General features: G+C 56.9%; 14 protein-coding genes and 1 pseudogene. 6 read left to right on the forward strand and 9 right to left on the reverse strand.

Annotated elements, in window-relative coordinates:
- Position 1: 1 nt before the first annotated feature.
- The 8 genes from IMCC20628_RS17435 to IMCC20628_RS17475 all read right to left on the reverse strand — a co-directional run bounded on the left by IMCC20628_RS17435 (position 2) and on the right by IMCC20628_RS17475 (position 7,751).
- A complete protein-coding gene (locus IMCC20628_RS17435; RefSeq protein ID WP_156174555.1) occupies positions 2 to 982 on the reverse strand; it encodes an amidohydrolase family protein in 981 nt (326 codons plus the stop codon).
- A gap of 156 nt (positions 983 to 1,138) precedes the next feature.
- A complete protein-coding gene (locus IMCC20628_RS17440; protein WP_047031278.1) occupies positions 1,139 to 1,759 on the reverse strand; it encodes an isochorismatase family protein in 621 nt (206 codons plus the stop codon).
- A gap of 24 nt (positions 1,760 to 1,783) precedes the next feature.
- Positions 1,784 to 2,815, reverse strand: a complete 1,032-nt coding sequence (locus IMCC20628_RS17445; protein ID WP_047031279.1) for a leucyl aminopeptidase — start codon at positions 2,813 to 2,815, stop codon at positions 1,784 to 1,786.
- Positions 2,816 to 3,625, reverse strand: coding sequence for an alpha/beta hydrolase (locus IMCC20628_RS17450; RefSeq protein ID WP_047031280.1), 810 nt, complete (start codon positions 3,623 to 3,625; stop codon positions 2,816 to 2,818).
- A 10-nt stretch (positions 3,626 to 3,635) separates the two neighbouring features.
- On the reverse strand, positions 3,636 to 4,337 hold the full coding sequence (locus tag IMCC20628_RS17455) for an Asp/Glu racemase (protein ID WP_156174694.1): 702 nt from the start codon (positions 4,335 to 4,337) through the stop codon (positions 3,636 to 3,638).
- 140 nt (positions 4,338 to 4,477) lie between these two features.
- Complete coding sequence (locus tag IMCC20628_RS17460) at positions 4,478 to 5,101, reverse strand: TetR/AcrR family transcriptional regulator (RefSeq protein WP_245307811.1); 624 nt, start codon at positions 5,099 to 5,101, stop codon at positions 4,478 to 4,480.
- A gap of 477 nt (positions 5,102 to 5,578) precedes the next feature.
- Positions 5,579 to 6,930 (reverse strand): IS3 family transposase gene (locus IMCC20628_RS17465; RefSeq protein WP_156174385.1). Its coding sequence is split into 2 segments (ribosomal slippage): positions 5,579 to 6,594 and positions 6,594 to 6,930, totalling 1,353 coding nucleotides; the frame shifts between segments, so codons are not numbered across the junction.
- Between the two features lie 389 nt (positions 6,931 to 7,319).
- Positions 7,320 to 7,751, reverse strand: coding sequence for a hypothetical protein (locus IMCC20628_RS17475; RefSeq protein ID WP_156174556.1), 432 nt, complete (start codon positions 7,749 to 7,751; stop codon positions 7,320 to 7,322).
- Between the two features lie 614 nt (positions 7,752 to 8,365).
- Between IMCC20628_RS17475 and IMCC20628_RS17480 the strand changes: the two genes are divergently transcribed.
- From IMCC20628_RS17480 to cyoD, 4 genes are read left to right on the forward strand one after another with little or no spacing between them, the layout of a single operon-like run.
- Positions 8,366 to 9,193, forward strand: a complete 828-nt coding sequence (locus IMCC20628_RS17480; RefSeq protein ID WP_156174557.1) for a cytochrome ubiquinol oxidase subunit II — start codon at positions 8,366 to 8,368, stop codon at positions 9,191 to 9,193.
- On the forward strand, positions 9,190 to 11,298 hold the full coding sequence (locus tag IMCC20628_RS17485; protein WP_082128199.1) for a cbb3-type cytochrome c oxidase subunit I: 2,109 nt from the start codon (positions 9,190 to 9,192) through the stop codon (positions 11,296 to 11,298). Before IMCC20628_RS17480 ends, IMCC20628_RS17485 begins: the two co-directional genes overlap by 4 nt.
- A complete protein-coding gene (locus IMCC20628_RS17490; RefSeq protein ID WP_047031283.1) occupies positions 11,295 to 11,924 on the forward strand; it encodes a cytochrome c oxidase subunit 3 in 630 nt (209 codons plus the stop codon). The genes IMCC20628_RS17485 and IMCC20628_RS17490 overlap by 4 nt, the downstream gene beginning before the upstream one ends.
- Positions 11,921 to 12,226, forward strand: a complete 306-nt coding sequence (gene cyoD / locus IMCC20628_RS17495) for a cytochrome o ubiquinol oxidase subunit IV (RefSeq protein WP_047031284.1) — start codon at positions 11,921 to 11,923, stop codon at positions 12,224 to 12,226. The genes IMCC20628_RS17490 and cyoD overlap by 4 nt, the downstream gene beginning before the upstream one ends.
- Positions 12,227 to 12,255: 29 nt before the next feature.
- On the opposite strand, the gene IMCC20628_RS17500 is transcribed toward cyoD, so the two are convergent.
- Positions 12,256 to 13,083: a MarC family protein gene (locus IMCC20628_RS17500; protein ID WP_245307812.1), complete on the reverse strand. Its 828-nt coding sequence runs from the start codon at positions 13,081 to 13,083 to the stop codon at positions 12,256 to 12,258.
- 273 nt (positions 13,084 to 13,356) lie between these two features.
- On the opposite strand from IMCC20628_RS17500, the gene IMCC20628_RS17505 reads away from it, so the two are divergent.
- Both IMCC20628_RS17505 and IMCC20628_RS17510 read left to right on the forward strand, forming a co-directional pair.
- On the forward strand, positions 13,357 to 15,978 hold the full coding sequence (locus tag IMCC20628_RS17505; RefSeq protein WP_047032706.1) for a PQQ-binding-like beta-propeller repeat protein: 2,622 nt from the start codon (positions 13,357 to 13,359) through the stop codon (positions 15,976 to 15,978).
- 237 nt (positions 15,979 to 16,215) lie between these two features.
- A pseudogene (locus IMCC20628_RS17510) lies at positions 16,216 to 16,733 on the forward strand (transposase); the annotation flags it as partial.
- Position 16,734: the final 1 nt, after the last annotated feature.

The raw sequence follows: 16,734 nt of genomic DNA on the forward strand, positions 1-16,734 counted from the left end.
CTCAATTGCCATCCTTTTCCGCCAGTGTAGGCAATCCAAAGAGCCGGGCAGCGTTGTCATGACAGACTTTCGCGCGTGCAACCTCCGACAGCGGTGCGCTTTCGATGAACTCAACGGCCAGATCGGTGTCCTCATAGGGATAGTCGATGGAGAACATGACCGCGTCTTCACCCATCTCGCCGATCGCGCCCATCAATGAGGGATGCGAACAGACACCGGATGTGGTGATCAGAATATTGGATCCGAAATAGGCCGACGGTGCACGCTCAAGCGAGACGCCCATGGGATAGGCCTGAAACCGGCTGTCGTACCGCCAGCGCAGGAAAGGCAGGGCCTCGCCCATGTGGCCAAGCACCAGCTTGACCTTCGGAAAGCGGTCGAACACGCCGCCAAAGAGAATGCGGAGCGCATGAGAACCAGTCTCGACACCCCAACCCCAGGTCGCGCCCTGAAGTACCGGCATGCCGCCCAGGACATGCGGCGTGGCATAGGCATTGGAAGGGTGCAGATAAAACGGCACGCCCAGACGCTCTACCTCTGACCAGAATGGATCATACTCAACGCCTTCATAGTAAGTGCCGTGCGTATGGCTGTTGACGAGACAACCTTGCAGACCAAGCTCGCCGACAGCGCGGTTGAGTTCGCGTGCGGCTGCGTCGGGATCATGCATCGGCAACGTGGCGAGGCCGCCGAGCCGGGCCGGGTTTTTCGATATCTTCCCGGCGAGAAAATCGTTGGCCCCCTTGGCCGCGTCCACGGCATCTTCCGGCGCTTCGCCTTGTGCCCCAGGCCCGGTGAGCGAAATGATGGAGCGAGTGATGCCGCCGCGATCCATGGTTTCGAGCCGCTCGCCGTCAAAATCACCGAGTCGCCGGGTCAGGATTTCTGCTTGGTCGCGGGGGATGAGTTTAAGGAAGGCTGCCGAGTGCTTCTCGAAGCCGGGAGCCATGAAATGCTCTTCGAAAGTGATCTTGGGTGTCATCGGCATCTCCCACAAAATTATTTATACAGTATACTCCCTTTTATCTTTAGCACAACCGCCTGGAGTATGGAAACGGTGTGTTGCGACCGGAAGGAAAATCGTCTTCACTCCGATTCTTCAATCAAATACAATAGGTTACAGCATTGCCGGGAACGGTCAGATACTCTCCAGATAGGCAAGGCCTTCGATGGAATCGATGACGTCGCCATATTTCTGACCTATATCGTAGAGGGCTGCGTCGTGTGGTGGCTGCGCACGGTCTGCGCAAGCGTCCGCGATGACGAGGACATTGAATCCGCTTTGAACAGCGTCGACTGCGGAAGCCCGTACGCAGCCCGACGTCGTGGCCCCGGTCAGGATCACAGTATCAACCCCGGCGCCTGACAGGTGAGCGGCAAGATTGGTCCCGAAGAACGCCGAGGCTCCCTTTTTGACCACAACAGCATCATCGGCCGTCCGGTCCAACCTGTCGTCGATCTCGACAAGCCGACTGCCTTCTTCAAGAGCTTTCATGCCCGTCGCCTTCTTCAACCATGGCAGAACATCCTGCTCGGCCTTGTTGAAGGCGATGACGGTGAAGATCACCGGCACGCGCTTCTTGCGTGCCGATGCGATCAAACGATTGGTCGCCGCGATCTGATCGGTTGCTTCGGAGGCCGTGGGATAGATGAGATCGGTGAAGCCGAAGCTGAAATCGACCACAACCAGCGCCGGCTTCGGCCCGCGGGGGACGCGCGCACCGAAGCCCGCGTCCAGATAGGTTTTTTCCTGGCTCATTGATTGATGCCCCCGACAAACATCTCAGCCACGCTCCATCTGCATTTCCTTGATGACGAGATCGCCGTCGATCACGATCGCCTCATCGTCAAGGAACAGCGAACAATTGCGCATCGGGATATCGAGATGACAGGCGGTGTCGTTCGGGCCGCCAAGCTCGTTGTTCGGGCCTGTCGAGAACATGACATTTCCATAGAAGCTGCGCGGCTCCATGCCCATGCCACCGGGGAATTCGCCCGGCACCATGCGATGCCACTTGGCGTTCGGGTTCATACCCCAACCGACATGGCTCATTCCGTTGCCGCGTTCGTCGTTGAAACTGTCCATGTAGGATTTGACCAGTTCGCAATCGAGGCCGCCGCGTATGTCGGTGACGAAGCCCTTTTCGATGGTGTAGATGATCGGGTCGCGGACATAGATATTCTGCGGCAGCAGAATGTCGCCCGGAGCCACGACGATCTGACCGTCGACGCCGTCATCATCGCCGCCCGTGAACACGAACCCGGATGGCCAGTGGTCCCAGCGGCCCGGTTCGTCGGTGCAGGCGTATTCGGCGACCGTCGGATAGGTGTTGAGCTTGTAGGTCACATCGGTCCCGTGCTTCGATGTGATCCGCATGACCTTGGCCTTCGCCAGATATTCGGCGCCGATCTCGACTTTCTCGCGCAACTCCTTGCTGGGCAACATCCGAGCCAGCAGTTCCGGCGGCTCGACCGCGGTCAGGATGCGGGTGCCGGCGCCCTGAATGGCGAACTGTTCGGGTGAGAACAGAAGGAATATGCAGTCAATCAACATGTCGCAGGCCTTGAGCGCCTCGACGGCATCAGGCATGGCAGCGAGGCCGGTGACACCGACGTTCCAGCCACCCATTGCCGACGGCGCGGGCAACCGCATGTGATACATCGAAGCGCCAAGCCGCGCGCCGGCGGCCATGAAGGCGTCAGCATAATCGAGCCGCTCGTTGCCCTGGGTGAGTACGATGAGCTTTTCGCCCTCGTGGACGCCTGACATCTTCAACTGATGAAGGCAGATCTCTGTGAAGCTAGCCTGATCCATCTACAGTGTTCCTTCATGATTGGTTCGGTCGAGTTCGAAATCCATTACCGCGTCCAAGAACCCCTCGAGATTGTCCCAAGGGATCATGTGGCCCGCACCTTCGACCGTGCGCGTTTCAATATGTGGGGCGAGGTTACGAATTTCGGCCTCGTCGTCGTCGCTGATGACAGGCCCTCCCCCCGCCACGACGAGCCGCATCGGCAGGGTCAGGTGCGGCAGATCGACGTGTATGTCGTCGGTGTGAAAACCATCAAAGGCGATCTTGATGGCATCAGGCTGGCAGGTGTGAAGCCACTCAGCCCGCAACGCCACCTGCTCGTCCGTCCAGGTCGGGCAGAATTCACGCATATCCTGCGCTGAACATCCCTTGATCGCGATTGCAATCGAGTCGCGGTACCACGCCCATTTGGACGGATACTCACGGCGCCCCGGCCCGCTAACCGGCGGGTCCGCCAGAATCAGGCCACCGAGGCCCGAGGAATCCTTGCGCGCGGCACGAATTGCTGTGCGCGCGCCCATTGAATGACCGAGGATGACGGGTTTACTCAGATCTGCAGCCGCGATCACTGCCAGTGCGTCATCAGCCATCGCATCCAGCGAATAGTCCAAATCACCCGCCTGGCTCAGACCTCGCCCCCGCACGTCAAGGACATGCACATCAAACCGCTCGGCCAGACGTTCTGCGACGAACCCCCAAGTGACAGCAGGGCTGGTGATCCCGGGGATCAAGAGCATCTGAGGTCCCGGTCCAGGATACCGGATCAAGTGCTGGCGAATGCCGTTGGCGTGCACGTTGTATCCATATGACATGATGTCTCCTTCAGTATTTTCCCGACAGCAGCGCGCCGCCACCGGGAACCAGCGTGTCGAGGTCGAGAGCCTTCAGCATCGCCCAAGTGGTCGCGATGGCTGCGGTGACGACCGGTTTGCCGGTCACTGCCTCGGCCATAGGCACGGCGCGCAGCGATGGCATCTGAACACAGGCGGAGAGCACCACGACGTCCACGTCGGAAGTGTCCATCCCAGCCACGATGCCGGGAAGGTTCATCGGATCATGCGCGGCGACGGCGAGATTGTCCTGGATTTCCAGCGCTTTCCAGACCTTGACCTCAATCCCTTCAGCCCGGATGTACTCGACAACCATCTCGGTCAGCGGCTTCATATAGGGGGCGACAAGTGCAATCCGCTTCGCGCCCATTGCATGCAGCCCATCGACCAGCGCACCGGCCGATGTGATCACGGGCGCCGCCGCGTCATTGCTCTTGGTCACGCCACTTAACCGTTCGGCGGATTTGCGGTGATAGCCGTGGCCCATGGACATGATCGCCACCAGACAGGCGTAGCCGAGAACGTCGACGCGCGCATCGCTCAGCTCAAGCGCGCAACGGTCGCTGTCGGCATCCATCGCTTTCAGTTCTTCGCTGGTGACCTTCTTCATTCGCATGCGCGATGAATGAAAGGTGAAGCGTTCGGGATGGACCTGGCCGCGCGAAGTCAGCAGCGCCGGAATCTCGGTCTCCATGGTAACGTTGGAACTTGGGACAATCTGGCCCACACGAAAGGTTTTCATCACGAATCTCCGCTTTTTGTCGCGAACATCCATAATTAAAATTTTGATTAATTACAAGTCGGGGTTTAACCCGCAGTAACGATCTGCATCCGCTATCGCGTCGAGTTGCCGATGGGAGCCTGCATGCCCGCGCTCAGAAACAGCACCAAATTGTCCATCATCTCTGCCTTGCCGACCTCCGAAACACGGTTGTCGCTCAAATCATCAACACGCCCCAGATCATTCAGCATGAAGAGATAGGTTCCGATCATGAACGCCATGCGCAGGCTGACGGTCCGCTCTCGCAGATGTGGAAGCGCCAGGCAGAAAGCCTGAAGATAGCGCTTCGTCGAGCGGTCGTAGACCTCGCGTCGCAGCCGGATCGATTGTTCTTCCGGTTCGGCATGCAACCTTCCCTGCAGTTTGACGAAGGCTTCACCGCTCGGACCGCTATATTTCATGTCCCACTGAGGCTTGAGATAGGCCGTTACCAGCTCGGTGACATTAGGTTGCTCTTCGCGCGCCAACAATGCGTCGAGCAGTTTCTCACGCTGTTCCGTAATCATGAAGCCGTGGCGTCTGAACACTTGGTCGAACAGCTGCTGCTTGGATTGGAAATAGTAATTAACGAGAGCCTGATTGACCTCACAGAGTTCGGCAATATCGCGCAGCCGCGCACCGGCAAAGCCGTTCTCGGCAAAGACAATCTCTGCGCTGTCAAGGATTGCGACACGCATGTCCTTGTCATCTGAAGGGCGGCCTGGTTTCCGTCTACCCGCTTTTTTGCGCGGCCCGCCGGCTTCAGGATGGCCAGATTCGCTGGCCGGAGGGGAATGATCTGTCATAATACCGACTATGGATGCTCAAGGACTGGAATGTCCAGTTATCACGTAAACCGCCTCCAACTGCAGGTGCTGCCAAGCTGGCGCAGTTCGGGCTATGTCATCGTCACTTATCAGAGGTAACGGACGACAATCTTTGGTGGATCTCCGCTGCGCTAACCAACGCGCCTGCTGCAGAAGCTGAAGAAGATCGCGAGATGCCACCGTTCGCACGCGCTTCGGCTCACAATCCACATCAGTTGGTCAGGTTGGTACAGGGCGACCACAGAATCGATTACGCGCTGCGTGATACCATAAGGTGTCCGTCGTCAGATAAAATGGGACATCAGAGCGGCTTGAGTATTGGAGGCTCTGGTTCGTTTGTGTGACTGATTATGCCGCTTGTTTTTGATGGTGCAAGCGACGTTGGCGGATTGTCAGCTTCTTGATCTCTTTCCTTTCTCTCAAGATGGCTTTGTCGCGCCCAAAGTAGACGTCGGCGGGTGTGACGTTCTTCAAGCTCTCGTGGTAGCGCCTGTTGTTATAGTAGTCGACGAAGGCCTCGATCTGGCGTTCAAGATCGCCTGGCAGATAGTAATTTTCCAGCAGGACCCGGTTCTTCATCGTCTGATGCCATCGCTCGATCTTTCCCTGGGTTTGCGGGTGGAACGGGGCTCCACGAACGTGATCCATCTTCTTGTCCTCCAGCCATTCAGCCAAATCGCCAGAGATGTAACATGACCCGTTATCGCTGAGCAGGCGCGGTTTGTGGCGCACGACGGCCTGGTCGCAGCCCGATGCCTGAAGCGCCAGTTCAATGGTGTCTGTCACGTCCTCGGCCCGCATGTTTGTGCAAAGCTTCCAGGCGATGATGTAGCGGCTGTAATCGTCCAGGATCGTGCTGAGGTAATACCAGCCCCACCCGATGATCTTGAAGTAGGTGAAGTCGGTCTGCCACATCTCATTGATGGCGATAGTTTTGTCTTTGAACTCATTGGCTGCCTTGATCACCACATAGGCCGGTGCGGTGATTAAATCGGCTTCCTTCAGGATACGATAAGCCGATGATTCAGAGACAAAATACCGCTTCTCATCAGTGTATTTGACTGCCAGCTCCCGGGTCGTCAGCGCCTCGTGTTCCAGCGCGAACTCAATCAGGTCATCACGCCGGTCTTGGGGGATACGGTTCCAGACCGACTTCGGCCGTGGAGACCGATCATCCAAGGCAACAACCCCACCGTCGAGGTAAAGATCATACCATCTGTAAAAAGTGGTGCGCGGTATGCCCAGCATATCGAGGGTCTGCTTGGTTGGCAGGTGCGATCCTTCGACCGTGCGAATGATCTCAAGCTTCTCGGTCGCAGGGTATCTCATGCCTCGTCCTCCCCAGCACCTGTCATGCTTTTTTTGAGCAGGCGGTTCTCCAGGGTCAGATCGGCGACGCATTCCTTCAACGCCAAGGCTTCAGAGCGAAGGTCCTTTACTTCCGGCGACGTCGCTTGCCGTGCTGTGTCACCCGAGAGCCGGCGCTTGCCTGCTTCCAGGAACTCCTTCGACCAGCTGTAATACAGGCTTTCGGCGATACCTTCGCGGCGGCACAGCACCGAGATGCTTTCCTCTCCACGCAAACCCGCCAAAACGATACGGATTTTTTCCTCCGCTGAATAGGTCTGGCGGGTCTTGCGGCGGATGTTCTTGACCAGCTTGTCAGCTGCGTTCTTCGATGTTTCAGGCTTCTGTCTCATCTCGATCTCCCAATCGGTAAGATGAACCAGAAATCCTCCGTTGTTCAAATCCTCAAATCTGTCCCACGGGCGCTGACGTCAGACAGGCACAGCGATTAATGGCTGCTTCCTGCCCCAAACGAGCCGGACGGGAATGCGCCCAAACCGGCCACTGGGGCCAGCTTCACCGCTCCTCAAAGCAGACATTGCAAAAGATATCACCAGAGGTATCAGTTCCTTAGGTTTGAGCCGCTCGTCTTATAGCTCTATCCTGACCAGAAAGGGCGGCATATGGCGAGTGAGGTCTGGCTCAGAGGAAGCCCATGGCGACTGCGATCCTTTTTTTCGCAGTCTTGATAAACGCAGGCCAGCGATTATGAGCATCGTGCAATTAGCGGATGAGCGCGCATTCATTTCGAAAGTTCCATCAGTTTCTTGTCAAACCCGGATGCGGCAATGCTTTTCTCGCCGCATGCAATTGCCTTGTCCGACATATCCGCCTTTTTGAATTCTGTTGCTGCTTTGGTATTCTTCAGGATGATCCCGTCGCCATTCTCATTCAGCGCCTGAATGTATGCTTGAATGGTCTCGTCAGAGAGAATTTGAAAAGCCGCCGTGACGGTGCAGTCGCACCGCTGTTTCGTCGCATCAAAATTGTAAGGGTCAAGTTGCTTTAGCTGGGGCGCGGTGAGGTAATTCAGGGTGTCCTTCTCGCTCTTTTTCCACTTTGTGTTTTGATAACCGATACAGGCTGCGTATAAATCGCCCCTGTTGACGGTCTCGGCTTTGGCGGCAGACGTCGCAACCAGACATAGAAACAATGCAGATAAAGTGGTTTTCATTCTGAAATAGGTCCTTTGTTTATCGACTTGATAAACCCTGCTTTTGGAAGGCAGGGCAAGCCACTCAATTGTCTGACTGTATATATCCCAGCGTCTATCAAGCAAATGGAGTGATTGGATAGGAGAGAGGGGGTGACCGCCCCTGTCAAATCGGGTTTACTCGGCTGTACAATCTTGCAAACTTGGAATAATCGCCGGGCAGTGTCTCATATTCATCCATTGCCAATGCGGCAAGGATCACCCATACCAAGACGAATCCCCGTATAATGCCTGTATTTTCAATTGGCTATGGCGCGGGTTTCGGCACGCCCGGGCAATTGGGCCCGATTTGGCAACGCCGCATGCAAACTTGGAAGAAGCTGCCGGATCCCCGCTTAGGCGGAACGCAAATATCGACTTCTCTACGACGGCAAATTTTCCGTTGAGAATGGCACCTGCGTAAAGAACGAAAAGGTTACGAAGCAGTGAGAGCGATAATACTCCAATTTGTTTTTTCAGCACGGCACCGCTTGGTTTCTGGTTGCCTGGCGCTTCTTCTGCTGGCTGGATGCAGCGATCACCGGAACAGTTTCCTCGATCCGGGCGGGCCGATTGCCGCCGCGCAGCGTACACACATGCTCGAAGTCGTGGCCTGGACAATGATTGCGATCCTGCCGGTCTTCATTCTGGTGCCATTGATGTTCTGGCGTTACCGATATCGCAACAAGAAGGCGCGCTATACGCCGGACTGGGAGTTCTCCGGCTGGCTCGACCTGGTCATGTGGGGAGGGCCGTTTGTGATCGTCGCCGTGTTGTCGACCCAGCTTTGGAAAAGCACACACGCGCTTGATCCTTACAAACCCATCGCATCTGCTGAAGCACCGGTAAATGTGCAGGTGGTGGGGCTCGACTGGAAATGGCTGTTCATCTACCCCGATCTTGGCATCGCCACGGTCAACGAACTGGCTTTCCCTGTCGGCGCGTCGGTGGCGATGGACCTGACCACGGATACGGTGATGCAGTCCCTGATGATCCCGGCGCTGGCGGGGCAGATTTATGCCATGCCCGGCATGCGAACCAAGCTGCATATCATGGCGGATGAAACCGGCCGTTTCGAGGGTGAGAACACGCAGTTCAACGGCACGGGCTTTACCAAGCAGAAATTCGAGGCGCTTGCGATGACCTCCGCGGACTTTGCCGTCTGGGTGGCGAAGGTGAAGGCCAATGGCGTCAAGCTGGACGCGGCAATCTATGACCGTCTGGCCGCAGCGTCGACGGGCGCCCAGGCGCATGACACGCTCGGCTCGGCGGAGATGCCGGACGGCGTGCTCTATTTCGGTGAGGTCGAACCGGCGTTCTTTGCCACGGTGCTTGATAGGTATACCCAAGGCACTGCCGTACCTTCCGCCTTACAGCCCGGCGCCCCGGGATATAATCCGGCAGCAGCAGGAGCGGACCAATGACCCCCGATCAGCCCGTACACTGGCTTTTGGGCCGACTTGGCGTTTCTTCATTGCCGATTTTGCCGGCCCTTGAAAATCCAACGGTCAGCGAAATGGTCGGCGCAGGCGCGGCGATGGTTGTCATCATCGGCGCGATTGCGGTGATTGCGCTCATCACCTGGCTTGGTGCCTGGCGCGCGCTGTGGCGTGACTGGCTGACCAGCGTCGATCACAAGCGCATCGGCATTATGTATATTGTTCTGGCGCTGGTGATGCTGGCGCGCGGGGTGCTTGAGGGTGCGGTGATGCGAACCCAGCAGGCGTTCGGATTGAATGGCGGCTTCCTTACGCCGGAACACTTCTCCGAATTGTTCAGCACCCACGGCACGATCATGATCTTTTTCGTGGCCATGCCGCTGATCGTCGGTCTCGCCAACTACATCATGCCGCTGCAGATCGGTGCGCGTGACATGTCGTTCCCGGTTATGAACCAGATCTCTCTGGGGCTGACGGCGACTGGCGCGGCTCTGGTGATGATCAGTCTTCTTCTCGGGCAGTTTTCGACCGGCGGCTGGTCCGCATATCCCCCCTATACAGGCTATGATTTCAATCCTGGTCCGGGGCCGGATTACTGGATCTGGTCGGTTGCTCTCGCCGGAATTGGGACCACGCTGTCGGGGATCAACTTCGCGGTCACGATTTTTAAGGAACGTGCGCCGGGAATGAGCATGTTCCGGATGCCGCTGTTTACCTGGACGATACTTTGTGCGGCGATCATCATGATTTATGCATTGCCGCCGCTGACCGTGGCTGCGCTAATGCTGGCTGCAGACCGCTACCTTGATTTCCACTTCTTCACCAATGACCTTGGTGGAAACATGATGAACTACGTCAACCTGTTCTGGTTGTTTGGTCATCCGGAGGTCTACCTGCTGGTGATCCCCGCCTATGGCGTGTTTTCCGAGACCATCTCGACGTTTTCAGGCAAGCGGCTCTACGGCTACAATTCGCTGGTCTATGCAACGATGGCAATTGCCGTGTTGAGCTTCACAGTCTGGCTGCATCACTTCTTCACCATGGGGCAAAGCGCAAATGTGAACATCGTCTTTGGCATTGCGTCCATGTTCATTGCGGTGCCGACCGGCGTCAAGATCTATGACTGGATGGCGACCATTTTCCGTGGTCGTATCCGGATGACTGTGCCGATGATCTATGCTCTCGGTTTTTTCTACCTGTTCGTGATTGGAGGACTGACGGGCGTCATGCTTGCCAATCCGACGATCAGTTTTCAGGTCCACAACACCCTGTTCCTCGTGGCTCATTTCCACAACGTCATCATTCCTGGCGTCGTTTTTGGTCTGATGTCGGGATATCATTACTGGTTCCCAAAAGCTTTCGGGTTTCGCCTGCATGAAGGATGGGGTCGGGCGACTGCCTTGTTCTGGATTTTCGGCTTCTCCTTCACGTTTTTCCCGCTCTATGCCCTGGGGTTTATGGGAATGCCGCGCCGTTCGGCGAGTTTCACCGACCCGGCCTTTACGCCGCTGATGCTTGTTGCACTGTTCGGGGCAGTGTTGATCGTGTCGGCCCTCGGATCGCTGCTGATCCAGCTCCGGGTCAGCGTCCGGGAAAAGCAAAGCCTGGCGGTGCCGTTGGGCGATCCGTGGAACGGCCGCACTCTGGAATGGGCGACCGCATCGCCGCCGCCGCATTACAATTTTGCCGTCCTGCCGCAAGTCGAGGACCGGGACGATTTCGCCGATGCCAAAGCCAAGGGGCGTGCCTATCAGGAGCCTGATGCCTACGAAGACATCGAGATGCCGAACAACACTTCACTTGGCATGATTGTCTGTGTCGCATCGACGCTTCTGGGGCTGGCGCTGGTGTTCTACATCTGGTGGCTGGCAATCCTTGCCACGGGGGTTATCGTCGTCGCTTTCCTCGCCCGCACATTTGTCTTGTCGACCACCCATGTCATCCCTGCGGACAAAATAGCGGCCGAGCATCGGGCCTGGCTTGCGCAGGTTCACGCCGCAGCGCCGATCACGCGCGACGCGGAGACAAGCAGTGCAAATCGAGGGCTAGCCAGGCTTGAACCACCGACATTCGTGGGAGCCGGACAATGAAAACGCCAGTCCTTCACCCTGGTCTTAACCTCGGGCCGCGTCACGGCGAAGCGCACGAACGTGCAGAAAAACTGGCCTTCGGCTTTTGGGTCTTTCTGATGAGCGATCTCATCATCTTTGGCCTTATGTTCGCGACCTACGTTACAATGGCCAACCCGATGGGGATGGCTGGTGGTCCGGGACCAAAAGAAGCCTATGACCTGACCAGTATTTTCATTCAAACGATGGTCTTGCTCACCAGCAGCCTGACATTTGGCATGGCGTCACTGGCGATGCGATTTGAGCGAGGAAAGGCGGCGATTACTGTTTGGCTTTCCGTCACGCTCCTGCTTGGTATCGGATTCTTGTCGCTTGAAGTGCGGGATTTCGCGCACATGATCGATATCGGTGCCGTGCCATCGCGCAGCGGATTTCTGTCTGCGTTCTGGGGGCTGGTGCCGCTTCATGGTGCGCATGTCGCCATCGGATGCCTCTGGATCATGATCATGCTGATTCAGATGCGCGTCTTCGGGCTGGTCCCGCTAGTCAAGACACGGATTTTGCGTCTCGGCCTGTTCTGGCACTTTCTTGACCTGATCTGGATCGGGATTTTTACAATCGTCTATCTGGGAGCGCAGGCGTCATGAGTGAACCGAGCTATCAACAGGAAGTGCGCGGCTATCTGACCGGCTTCGGACTGGCGCTTGTGCTGACGCTTGTGCCGTTTGCCCTGGTCGTGAAGGGCGAGCTTTCCGCTCTTGCAACCCTCATCGTTCTGGGAGGCTGTGGTCTCGCGCAATTTGTGGTGCAACTGCGGTTCTTTCTGCATATCGATTTGCGCCGTCAGAAGCGCGAGGATTTGCAGCTGATTTTGTTTTCCGTACTGCTTCTCGTGATCATGGCGGGCGGTACGATCTGGATTATCGGCAATCTTGGCATGCGGATGTAGGTCGTGCTCCAGGCTGGGCACCCCTGCTTTCAGGCGAGCCCCGGAAGAACAGCCTTCGTCCCGACCATGATCATCTCCACAGCGATCGCCAACAGGATCATGCCCATAAGACGCGACATGATCACCCGCATCGTGTCGCTGAGGGCTTTGCCGAAAAAGGCCGCAAAAAAGAAGACGACAAACAGCATTGCCAGAATGCCGCCGACGATCCCGCCGATGGCGATCAGGTCTTCAAATCCCTTGGCGTGTCCAGTGTAGATGATCAGCGTTGCGATGGTTCCCGGACCGACAATCATTGGAAACGTAATGGGATAGAAGGCAAGCCCGGACAGTTCCTGCATGTGGTCCTGCTCTTTTTCAGTGCCATGATGCGAGGAAACGCTATTACCGTTCAACATCGTCCAGGCGATATGTGCCAGCACCACGCCACCGGCGATGCGAAACTGATCGACACTAATGCCGAAAAAATCAATGATCTGTTGGCCTGCGAAAAGAATTACCACGCACATGGCGGCAGAGAAAAGTGCAACTTTCGCAGCCAGCTCGCGCTGTTGAGTTACCGTAAAACCTGCCGTGAGCGCCAGAAACATCGGCAGGTTTACAAAAGGATTCATGATTGCAAAGAATGCCCCAAAGGCTTTCGTCAGTTCAGCGTAGTCCATGTAGGCTCCTCGCCTTATAATTCTTTCGGCCTTGGCTTGTCCTTCCCATGAGGCGCTCTCAGGTGAAATCGGCAGAGTGGTACCGATCGCGCAATGAGCAGCGGAATCCGGTATAGCCTCTAGGTCATACCAGATCGTTAGCAAACCACTTTGCTTCTGGGCTCGGCTGCAAACTGGCCGGTTTCCGGTTTGCAAGGCGGTTACACCCAGCGAGCCCCCAACGCCGGTTTACTCAACAAATCGATCCCTCCCTGATCCTGGCTATGATCAGCAAATTGGCTCAACCATCCTCACACGCTCGACCCACGTACATTCCGGATCGTGTCCGGAGGAGGCAAAGTATACCGCCCCGATCCCCAACGTTTATGAGAAAGCCGTATTATTGAAGGGATCAGGATGTTAGGTTCTTGAAATTATTCGAACATATGATGATTCCAGATCAAGGTATTTCCTATGACATCCGAGCAGATGAAACCACACTGGGCCTTGCGTGCTCTGGGTGCCGTTGCGCTTTTGGCTGGCCTCTATTTGCTGGTGGGCGGCGCCTATCTGATGTCTCTGGGGGGCTCCTGGTATTACGTCATTGCCGGTTTGGGGCTTGTGGCCAGTGGCGCTCTGATCTTTTTGGGCAGGATTCTGGGCGTCGTCATCTACCTCGCCACCTTTATCTTCACGGTCTGCTGGACCTATTACGACACCGGCTTGAATTTCTGGGGCTGGGTCCCCCGGACCGCAGCGCCGCTGGTGATTGCCATTGCCGTTCTGCTGTCGGTGCCGCTGTTCCGAGGCCGGACGGTCACGCCGCTGCGATCACGCCTGTCGGTGACCGGTGGTCTGGCGCTGATTGCGGTCTTTGCCGTATTTTTTGCGCAGATGCTCGAACCGCATGGCATCGTTCGAAATGATATTTCCATAACCCCCGGCAAAGAGACCGAAACCACCGCGGAAATGGGTGGCGAGTGGCGCGAATGGGGCAGAACCGGCGAAGGCGTCAGATATTCGCCGCTTGACCAGATCACCAAGGATAATGTCGGCGATCTCGAAGTTGTCTGGACGGCTCATCACGGGCAAATTCCAGACGCCGCTCTGGCGAACGAGGACCAGAACACCCCGCTTTATGTTGATGGGACGCTGTTTCACTGTGCGTATAATAATGTGGTCACCGCATTCGACGGGACGACGGGCAAAGAAAAATGGGTCTTCAATCCCCATGCGTCTGCGCCGTTGTGGTTGCGGTGCCGCTCGATCGCGTATGTCGATCCGGCTGTTGTTAGCGGCACTGCGGGCAACGCAAAAGTCGGGGGCACCTCTGGCACCGCAAACCGGAAGACTGCCGGATCAAGCTTCGCGCCTGACGTGAAGATCCTGACCGAGGGGGCGACTGATGGCTCAAACACTAAGGAGATTGATGCCAATCTGGCTGCAAATGCCGGCGACACTGTTGCCGAGCAATCAATCGAGGCAGGCAAGCGCGACAACGGAGAAGAAGAAACCGCCGACGCGAATGCCAGCACCACCAATGCCGCGGTTGCGGACTCCAATGAAACTGCCGATGTCGGCGAAGATTGCGGCCCACGCATTGTTGTGGCCACGGTTGATGGCCGCTTGATGAGCATTCGCGCCAGCGACGGCAAATTGTGCACAAGCTTTGGTGAGGACGGCGTTGTCGATCTGCACGAGGGTATGGGCAGTTATTTCGCCGGCGAATACATGCCAACGACGGGCGCTATCCTTGCCGGCAACAAGATTATTATCGGTGGCTGGGTGATGGACAACCGCGCCGTAGGTGAAGCCCCGGGTGTTGTGCGCGCTTATAATGCCATCACGGGCGCTCTGGAATGGGCCTGGGATTCAGGCAACTCAAAGATCGATACATACCCGCCAAGGGGCGAGAGCTACACACGCGGCACGCCAAATGTCTGGGCGCCGATGTCCTATGATCTCGAGCTCAACATGGTCTACCTGCCCACCGGCAATGCAACACCGGATTATTGGGGTGGTGAGCGTAGCGATAGCGATAACAAGTATTCTTCGTCAGTTGTTGCGCTCAATCTGGATACCGGCAAAGACGTCTGGCACTTCCAGACAACGCACCATGATCTTTGGGATTATGACCTGGCATCGCAACCGGCGCTGGTCGACTTCCCCAAAGATGACGGAACCACAATTCCTGCAGTTGTGCAGCTGACAAAGCGTGGCGAAATCTTCGTGCTTGACCGGCGTGACGGGACGCCGCTGACCAAGGTGACAGAACAGCCTGTTCCGCAGGGAAGCGCCCGAGGCGAGTATTATTCGCCAACACAGCCGTTCTCGACCGGGATGCCGTCGATCGGGTCGGACGATTCCGTTCTCAGTGAAAACAAGTCCTGGGGCATGACGCCGTTTGATCATCTTTACTGCCGCATCCGGACCATGAAGACCCGTTGGGACGGGCTGATGACGCCACCTTCCACCGATGTCTATTACGAATTTCCCGGCAATGGCGGCGGCTTCAACTGGGGCAGCGCATCCTTCGACCAATCGCGAAACCTGCTGGTTTTGAACAACATGATCTGGCCGAACCGGACCCATCTGATTGAGACGGACACCACCGGCGGCAAGGATTTGAGCGGCGGTAGCGAGGGTGGCCCGATGGCCGGCACGCCCTATCAGGTCTTCATTGGCTACAATATCCTGGAATTCTTCGCGACCCCGTGCTTCGAGCCGCCCTTTGGCACCGTGACGGCCATCGATCTGGCGACGCAGAAGATCAAATGGCAGATCCCCATGGGAACGACCGAAGACACCGGCCCCTTCGGACTGAGGACCTACATGCCGATCAACACCGGCATGCCTACGCTGGGCGGGTTGTTGACCACCAAACCGGGGCTCAGCTTCTTTGCCGGCACGCAGGACTATTATCTGCGCGCCATCGACACCGAGACGGGTGATATTGTCTGGAAAAGCCGCCTGCCTGTCGGCAGCCAATCAGTTCCGATCACCTACACCGACGAGAACAATCGGCAAATAATCGTTGTTCAGGCCGCCGGCGCGCGCCACAGCCCCAATCGTGGCGATTACCTGATCGCGTATGCGTTGAAAGAGAAATAGGGGCGCTCTGGACCTTTTGCACTGCTGAGGAGCTGACGGAAATCTGCCGTGCCCATGTGTACAGTCGGCATCGCCCTCTGGGGCGGCATAAACTCCAAACCAGTCATCAGTCGCCTCGGTCACTGACTGCGTACAATCTGCTGAAGCCCCACACCTAAGGTATCCGTCTTTATCAAGCTGTTTTGATGTCCAGTTTCGATTCTGTTTGATGAGGGTGTTGGCCAGTTTGATCAGCTTCCTCACATACACATGATCGTACCAGGCGGCGGCATTGCCACTGATGGGTCGCGCTGGATATCGTCACGTCCAGTGTTCCTCCTGCCGGTGCGTGTGCTCGGCAAGCTGTTCCGCCGCCTGTTCCTCACGAAGCTGCTCCAGCTCCACGGCGCCGACGGCTCGCTTTCTTCGGATCGGCCGCACATCTCACTGATCGCCGGGCATTATTGCGGCATCTGTCGCCGGTCCGCAAGAAACGCTGGGTCGTCTACGCCAAGCCGCCCTTCGCGGGGCCGGAAGCCGTGCTTGCCTATCTGTCGCGCAATACCCACCGGGGGGCCATCTCGAACAGTCGTCTCATCTCTTTCGACAAGACCGGCGTCACCTTCCGCTACAAGGACTACCGCCGCGACGGCTCCGACCGGCAACAGATCATGACGTTTGCCACCGGTGAGTTCATCCACCGCTTTCTGCTACATGTCCTGCCGCGCGGCTTCCACCGCATCTGGCATTACGGGCTGCTCGCCGGCAGCTCCCGAA

Origin of the sequence: Hoeflea sp. IMCC20628 (genome assembly GCF_001011155.1) — a bacterium.
Taxonomy (GTDB): domain Bacteria; phylum Pseudomonadota; class Alphaproteobacteria; order Rhizobiales; family Rhizobiaceae; genus Hoeflea.

What these genes read in the sequence shown, in the direction of transcription:
- IMCC20628_RS17505 (WP_047032706.1), top strand. Translation starts at nt 13,357, where the DNA reads ATGAAACCACACTGGGCCTTGCGTGCTCTGGGTGCCGTTGCGCTTTTG.
- IMCC20628_RS17480 (WP_156174557.1), top strand. Translation starts at nt 8,366, where the DNA reads ATGCTCGAAGTCGTGGCCTGGACAATGATTGCGATCCTGCCGGTCTTC.
- IMCC20628_RS17485 (WP_082128199.1), top strand. Translation starts at nt 9,190, where the DNA reads ATGACCCCCGATCAGCCCGTACACTGGCTTTTGGGCCGACTTGGCGTT.
- IMCC20628_RS17455 (WP_156174694.1), bottom strand. Translation starts at nt 4,337, where the DNA reads ATGGAGACCGAGATTCCGGCGCTGCTGACTTCGCGCGGCCAGGTCCAT.
- IMCC20628_RS17460 (WP_245307811.1), bottom strand. Translation starts at nt 5,101, where the DNA reads ATGCGTGTCGCAATCCTTGACAGCGCAGAGATTGTCTTTGCCGAGAAC.
- IMCC20628_RS17440 (WP_047031278.1), bottom strand. Translation starts at nt 1,759, where the DNA reads ATGAGCCAGGAAAAAACCTATCTGGACGCGGGCTTCGGTGCGCGCGTC.
- cyoD (WP_047031284.1), top strand. Translation starts at nt 11,921, where the DNA reads ATGAGTGAACCGAGCTATCAACAGGAAGTGCGCGGCTATCTGACCGGC.
- IMCC20628_RS17490 (WP_047031283.1), top strand. Translation starts at nt 11,295, where the DNA reads ATGAAAACGCCAGTCCTTCACCCTGGTCTTAACCTCGGGCCGCGTCAC.
- IMCC20628_RS17450 (WP_047031280.1), bottom strand. Translation starts at nt 3,625, where the DNA reads ATGTCATATGGATACAACGTGCACGCCAACGGCATTCGCCAGCACTTG.
- IMCC20628_RS17475 (WP_156174556.1), bottom strand. Translation starts at nt 7,751, where the DNA reads ATGAAAACCACTTTATCTGCATTGTTTCTATGTCTGGTTGCGACGTCT.
- IMCC20628_RS17435 (WP_156174555.1), bottom strand. Translation starts at nt 982, where the DNA reads ATGACACCCAAGATCACTTTCGAAGAGCATTTCATGGCTCCCGGCTTC.
- IMCC20628_RS17445 (WP_047031279.1), bottom strand. Translation starts at nt 2,815, where the DNA reads ATGGATCAGGCTAGCTTCACAGAGATCTGCCTTCATCAGTTGAAGATG.